Annotated in this window: 3 protein-coding genes; 1 reads left to right on the top strand and 2 read right to left on the bottom strand. The window is 47.1% G+C overall.

Annotated features, from left to right (window positions below):
* Together H6A60_RS10890 and H6A60_RS10885 are read right to left on the bottom strand one after the other, a co-directional pair.
* Nucleotides 1–4349: type ISP restriction/modification enzyme (locus H6A60_RS10890; RefSeq protein WP_205104517.1), on the bottom strand; the 4349-nt coding region annotated here is incomplete at its 3' end.
* Nucleotides 4350–4371: 22 nt separating this feature from the next.
* Complete coding sequence (locus tag H6A60_RS10885; protein WP_205104515.1) at nucleotides 4372–4941, bottom strand: recombinase family protein; 570 nt, start codon at nucleotides 4939–4941, stop codon at nucleotides 4372–4374.
* Nucleotides 4942–5060: 119 nt separating this feature from the next.
* Between H6A60_RS10885 and H6A60_RS10880 the strand changes: the two genes are divergently transcribed.
* Nucleotides 5061–6388 (top strand): type ISP restriction/modification enzyme (locus tag H6A60_RS10880; RefSeq protein ID WP_338054868.1); only part of this gene is annotated, 1328 nt, incomplete at its 3' end.

Below are 6388 nucleotides of genomic sequence, written 5' to 3'. Positions count from 1 at the left end.
TCCGGATATGCAGTCTGGAAGTGTGGCAGTGCCTCCGGGGAGAAGCCGCTCGGTATCTCGCTCGGCTCGCCAAAATCGAGTGTTTCTTCTGCTGCCTTGGCCTGCTCACCGGGAAGCCAACGCGGGAAACACTGAGTGTCACCATTAAAGTGCAGATCAGCAATGTGATCTGTCATCAAGGCTATTTGTCCAGCATCTTTTGCATTCTGATTGATGCAGATGACCAGATTGTCTACCCCAGACGAACAGATTATCAGATTTTGACTTTGTTTCTGTGGAAAGTATTTTGCAAAGTGCCCTACGCGATGTATTAACTCTTTAGCGTTGTAAGCCTTTTGAATAAAAAATGGTCTATATAATATTTCAGTAATGCTTTTCTTATTGAAAGTTATTTTTATTCCCTTATTCGCAAAATTTTGAAGAGACGAAGTCCATTTAATCTTACTTGGATCAAGAGTTCTTACACCTGTTGTCAGATCGTTGTTATACGTATTTATTAGCTTTGCAATGTTTTCAGACAACTTATCAATTGAACTGTTAATTGACCAGACGTCTCTGCCTGTTTCAAGTCCTCTTGATACATCTTTAAAAATTGAGGATGTAAGTTCTTTAGAAATTAACGGCCAAAATGAAACAAAGCTGTCATCTCGTTGATTCAACCAGTCCCCGTGTGCATCCGGAACGATCACGTTCGTCTGGGTATAGACCATAGACGCATCGAGGCGCAGACAAGCCAGTTTTTCCTCGCGCGTCAGATAGTCATCGACCGCATGGAAGTAAATCTTTCCATGCTCTGCTGACGCCGGGTTCTTGACCAGGAAGACGATGGCGACCGGGGCACGACTACCTTCACCAAAAACATTGTCTTTTTCTTTACGGCGCTGCTCGCCTTGCGTTCTTGCATTTCCCTTCAGGTGATACACGTAGATCGCCGAGAACTCCTCAGCAAGGCACTTGCGCATGCCGTCGGCGCTGTTGGAATCGATCCAGCCGGCATTGGTGACAAAGCCGATGATGCCTTTATCGCCGATGCGATCGGACGCCCAGCGATAGGCGCGGATGTAGGAGTCATACAACGAATTCTTGTTGACAGCCTCCGTCCGGGCCGCATACGTTTTGGCAATCCGATCGTCCAGCTCTTCATAGTGATCGTTCTGGTTATTATCGTTGGCATTGTCCTGACCAACGGAGTATGGCGGGTTGCCGATGATGATGCGGATGTCCTGCCGGTTCAGTTCCGCAAGTCGAGCGTTGTTCTCACCGAGTGTCGTGCTGAAGATGTCGCTCTGCCGATTGTTGGCAAACGTATCGGTCCAAATCATCACTTTGTTCGGCTGGTACACCTCATTCGGGCAGAGCTCATGGAAGACCCCCTCGATATTCATTGAGGCAACGTAATATGCCAACGGAACGATTTCATTCGCATGAAGTTCATGCTCGAACTTGTTTGGCAATCGGTCCGTGGGGATCAAGCCGCTTTGCATCAACCGTGCAATGAAGGTGCCAGTTCCTGAAAACGGATCAAGAATGTGAATGCCGTCATCCGCGATACTGCAGTTGAATTCCTTCTTCAGTAGATCAGCCACTGACTGATTAATGAAGTCGACAATTTCGATCGGGGTATAGACAATCCCAAGTTTTTCCTGTTGCTTGGGGAAGGCTGCCTTGAAGAATTTTTCGAAGAGCTCTTTAATAAGTAATTGACGATCTGACGAAGTTTTAATTGTCCTTGTACGATTCCGGACGGATCGATAAAAATCCTCAAGAGATTTAGTCGCTAATTTCATGGATTCCTTATCAAGAGAATCCATCATGGACGTCATCGCAATTGCGATAGGATTCTGCTTTGAGAATTCGTAAGACGTTCCTTCACTTGTTTGGATAGTGAACAGCGCATCCAAAATAGGCTGCGTGACGACGTGTTGCCCCAGCATCTCGACGATTTCGTCGTCTGTCAAACTGTCGTTCAACGTCGCTTTGAGCTCTTTTTTGAAAGACTCGAATGCTTCTCTGGATTTTGTTTTTGTGGGGTCCTTAAGCACATCGTTGATGTGCTTAATTTGTAGCTGACAAATTTTTCCGACATCTTCGGCCCAATCGCCCCATTCACGACGATTTCCGACGCGCTTTACAATTCGCGCACGAATCTCTTGCTCAAGAATTTCGTCATGATTAAAGTCGAAAACTTCCTGAACTGGAGGAGTAGGTTTCGTTGGTTTTGACTTAATTATCTTCGGATTTTTCTTTGCCTTTTTATTTAACTTTTTGTTCGTAACACAAACTACTTCAATTTTTGAGCTGTCGATAATATTTCGCTGGCCGTCCACAATGGCGCCGAATTCGGTATCGATCGACTTCAAGGCATTCAAAACCTGCCAAACGACATCGAAGTCCGCATTGTTGTTTAGCGCCACGCTGGGGTCTAACCCCGCCGGCGTAACGATCGGAATAATGACATAGCCGCGCTTTTTGCCGGTTTGTGGCGACACGCGCATAACGCGACCGACCGTCTGAACAACCTCAACCTGAGATTTGCGCGGCGATAAGAAGAGAACCGCATCGAGCGACGGCACATCAACGCCTTCAGACAAGCAACGGACGTTGAAGAGAATCTTGCAGACATTCTCTTCCGGCTCTTCGCGCAGCCAGTTAAGCAAAGCGTCCTTTTCAGTCGCGTTCATGGAACCGTCTATGTGACGGGTCTCGCACTTCAACGGATAGGCAAGATCGTAGGCTTCTCGGCTGAGGTTTTTATCTATCTTAGACAATTCCTCGAATTGCTGATCCTTGAACTCTTCGATCGTGGACTCGAAGTTCTCCGTGAACCGCTTCGAAGAAGTCCGGTCAAGGTACTTTATGTTCGGTTCTATGATCTGCGCAAAGCCAACGGCGCGCCGCATCGGTTGGCGATCGTCAGACATTGACACTTCGTTCACCAGGTCAAGTTTGGAGAGTGCTCGCCAACAACCGATCACTTTCGCAGCGTGCTTGACAGGCAGTCCGCCGGCCTGAACTAGCTCGTAGTCGCTGAGGGCTCGTTCCTTCAAAATGTTCTCTTCAACGGAAAGAACGATTACCTTGTAATCGACCAGACTTCCTAATGCGACCGCTTGGGAGAATGTGATCGTGTGGAATGTCGGGCCGTAAATTTGCTCGTCGTCCATGGAGTACAGGACAACTTCGCCGTTGTTCTTTTGCTCCTTGACAAGGTCGCCGTAAATCCTCGGGGTAGCAGTCATGTAAAGGCGTTTCTTGCCTTTGATAAAGTCATCCGAATGGATTCTCTGGAACGGGGCGTCGCTCTCGTCTTGATAATGTCCCCCTGCCGTACGATGCGCTTCGTCACAGATGATAAGGCCAATTTCCTCCATCCCGAACTTATGCTGCGCCTCGCTCACAACCTCAATAGATTGGTAGGTTGAGAAAATCACCGTCATCCCGGTCTTGCTACGAGCCTTCTTCACCTCTTCGGTGAGCCGGTCGGCCTTGGTTGTTGCGGGATAGCTAAGGTCGCTTGCGGACGTAATTTCATCAACGTTTTTGAGGTCTGCCTTGCCCGTTGTTGCGTCAGAGCATACGGCGAACGCATGGATCGGAACGGCACATTGACGCTTCCAGTCAGTGAGAGTCTGAGAAAGAAGCGCAAGGGACGGAACAAGGAACATAACAAATCCATTATTCCCCTCCATTTTTTCGGCTATCTTCATGGAGGTGAAGGTTTTCCCCGTTCCACAGGCCATGATCAGCTTGCCGCGATTATTCGTCTTAAAACCTTCAATCACGCGCTGAATTGCCTCTTCCTGATATTTCCTCGGAGTTCGCTTCTTTTGCTGAACAACCTTTCCTGTGTTCAGATAGACAGACCAGTTGATCCGTGAAGACGCGAGCATCGAACGTCTAACCAACTGAATCGGTGGCGTAACGTTTTGCATCTCAGTCAGGGCATTCTCTGACCAGTTTTCATTCGTCGTGATGATGTAGCGTTGCTTGAAGTAATCGCGATTCGAAGCGGCAATGAATGAATCTACACCAGACTTTGGGACAACCGCATCCTTGTCGTAAAACTTGCATTGAATGGCAGCAAAGGCATCAGGATCGTCTTCGAGGGTCGCTACGAGATCAATACCAATATCTTTACCATTCTGTTCTAACTCAGTATGCGACGAAGCCCATTCCTCGAATGTTTCGACTTTTGAGAAAAGATCGCAGTATGATTGATCTTGCGTCAGCCAATCTTTAATCAGCGTTTCAAAGCGCGTACCCGCATCTCTTTTGATATTGTTTGATGCCTGCTTGATACTTTCAAGCAGTGCTTCAAATGCGGATTCATTGTTAGAAAATTCAGACATAACTGATTCCAAATGGCATGAATTAATTTTTAAGATATTTGTACAATGTCGTTCGACCGATTTTCAGGTCTTTAGCAACTTTTGTTTTAGGTACACCTGAAGCTATGCGACGTTTAGCTTCTTCTAGACGTTCGCTATCAACTGGTTTTCTGCCGCGATAGACACCCCGAGCTTTTGCTAGTGCAATTCCTTGCTGTTGACGTTCTCTAATTAGCGATCGCTCAAATTCAGCAACCGCCCCCATCATCGCAAGCAAAAGCTTGCTAATTGCCGACGTTTCCCCTGAGGCTGACAATTCAATCTTTTCCTTAAGGAATTTGATGGTCACTCCTTTGTTTTGTAGTTTTCGTGTGACATCCAACAGATCCATAAGGCTCCTTGCAAGGCGATCCATAGAACAGATCACCAACACATCCCCTTCGCGGACGTATTCCATCATCGCAGAAAAGCCCGGACGATCCAGGTTTTTACCGGAAACCTTGTCAATGAATAGTTTTTCAACGTTTTCAGCCTTCAGCTGAACGAGTTGCCTGTCGAGGTTCTGATCAACGCTACTGACGCGTGCATAGCCAACAATGGTCGAGTTCGGCATGGTGTTTGGTTTAGAGGGCACGAACAAATTTGTTCGTTAATTTGGCATTAGGCCCTATGCGAACATACGTTCGGATAGGGTTGCATCGTTCGCCTAAAGTGTACCAGCCGAACAAGGTGATGATCTGGACCGATACGTTTGCCAACAATCGGCAGAGCAGCATCTTCAGCACGACGCTCGGTGAAAACAATGCGCGCCTCGCAGAGCTGAACCGGCAAGACATTCGCGTCATCATTGGCAACCCGCCATACTCCGTTGGTCAGGACAATGCCAACGATGATAACCAGAACGATCACTATGAAGAGCTGGACGATCGGATTGCCAAAACGTATGCGGCCAGGACGGAGGCTGTCAACAAGAATTCGTTGTATGACTCTTATATCCGTGCCTATCGCTGGGCATCCGATCGCATCGGCGATAAAGGCATCATCGGTTTTGTCACCAATGCCGGCTGGATCGATTCCAACAGCGCAGACGGCATGCGAAAGTGTCTGGCCGAAGAATTCTCGGCGGTTTATGTGTACCACCTGAAAGGGAATCAACGAACTTCGGGCGAACGCTCGCGTCAGGAGGGAGGAAAAGTTTTTGGAGAAGGTAGCCGTGCTCCGGTTGCCATCGTCTTTCTGATCAAGAACCCGGCGTCAGCAGAGCATGGAAAGATTTACTTCCATGCGGTTGATGATTACCTGACGCGCGAAGAAAAGCTTGCTTGCCTGCGCAAGGATCGTTCCATGGCTTATACCCAGACGAACGCGATCGTTCCGGACGCACACGGCGACTGGCTGAATCAGCGAGATGATTCTTATGCAAAGTTCATGCGCGTCGATGGAAAGAAAACTAATGAATCATCCATCTTCGGAACAAATTATTCGAACGGACTAAAAACTAATTGTGATGTTTGGTGTTACTCATCCTCTAAGAAAACTCTCATTTCAAACATACAAAAATACATCAGCACCTACAATAGTGAGGTTAAACGGTGGATAGACTCAGATAAAAAAGAAAAGATAGAAAATTTCGTTCGAAAAGATCCGACAAATATTAGTTGGCATAGTGGAATTCTGCCAAAAGTAAAACAAGGCATCATTGGAAAATTTGAACAGACTTCTATTTTCAAAGGAATATATAGACCTTTTGTTGGAAGTTTTGTTTATTTCAACAGATTGATCAACCAACGAGTTGCCAAGTTGCCATTATTTTTTCCAACCAGTGAAACAAAAAATTTAATCATCTGTTCATCTGGGGTAGGATCAAAAGAATACTCTTGCTTGATGGTCGATCACATTCCATGTCTCGACTTTCTCGAAAAAACGCAATGTTTCCCGCGTTGGCTTCCCGGTGAGCAAGCCAAGGCAGCAGAAGAAACACTCGACTTTGGCGAGTCGAGCGAGATACCAAGCGGCTTCTCCCCGGGGGCACTGCCACACTTCCAGGCTGCATATCCGGG

The sequence above is a fragment of the Sutterella massiliensis genome (assembly GCF_016899755.1).
GTDB classification, from domain to species: Bacteria; Pseudomonadota; Gammaproteobacteria; order Burkholderiales; family Burkholderiaceae_F; genus Sutterella; species Sutterella massiliensis.
The sequence above is the reverse complement of the archived record's forward strand: the minus strand, read 5'-3'. Positions and strand labels throughout refer to the sequence as shown.

Excerpts from the sequence above, each read along its gene's own strand:
- H6A60_RS10885 (WP_205104515.1), bottom strand. The coding sequence starts at position 4,941 with ATGCCGAACTCGACCATTGTTGGCTATGCACGCGTCAGTAGCGTTGAT.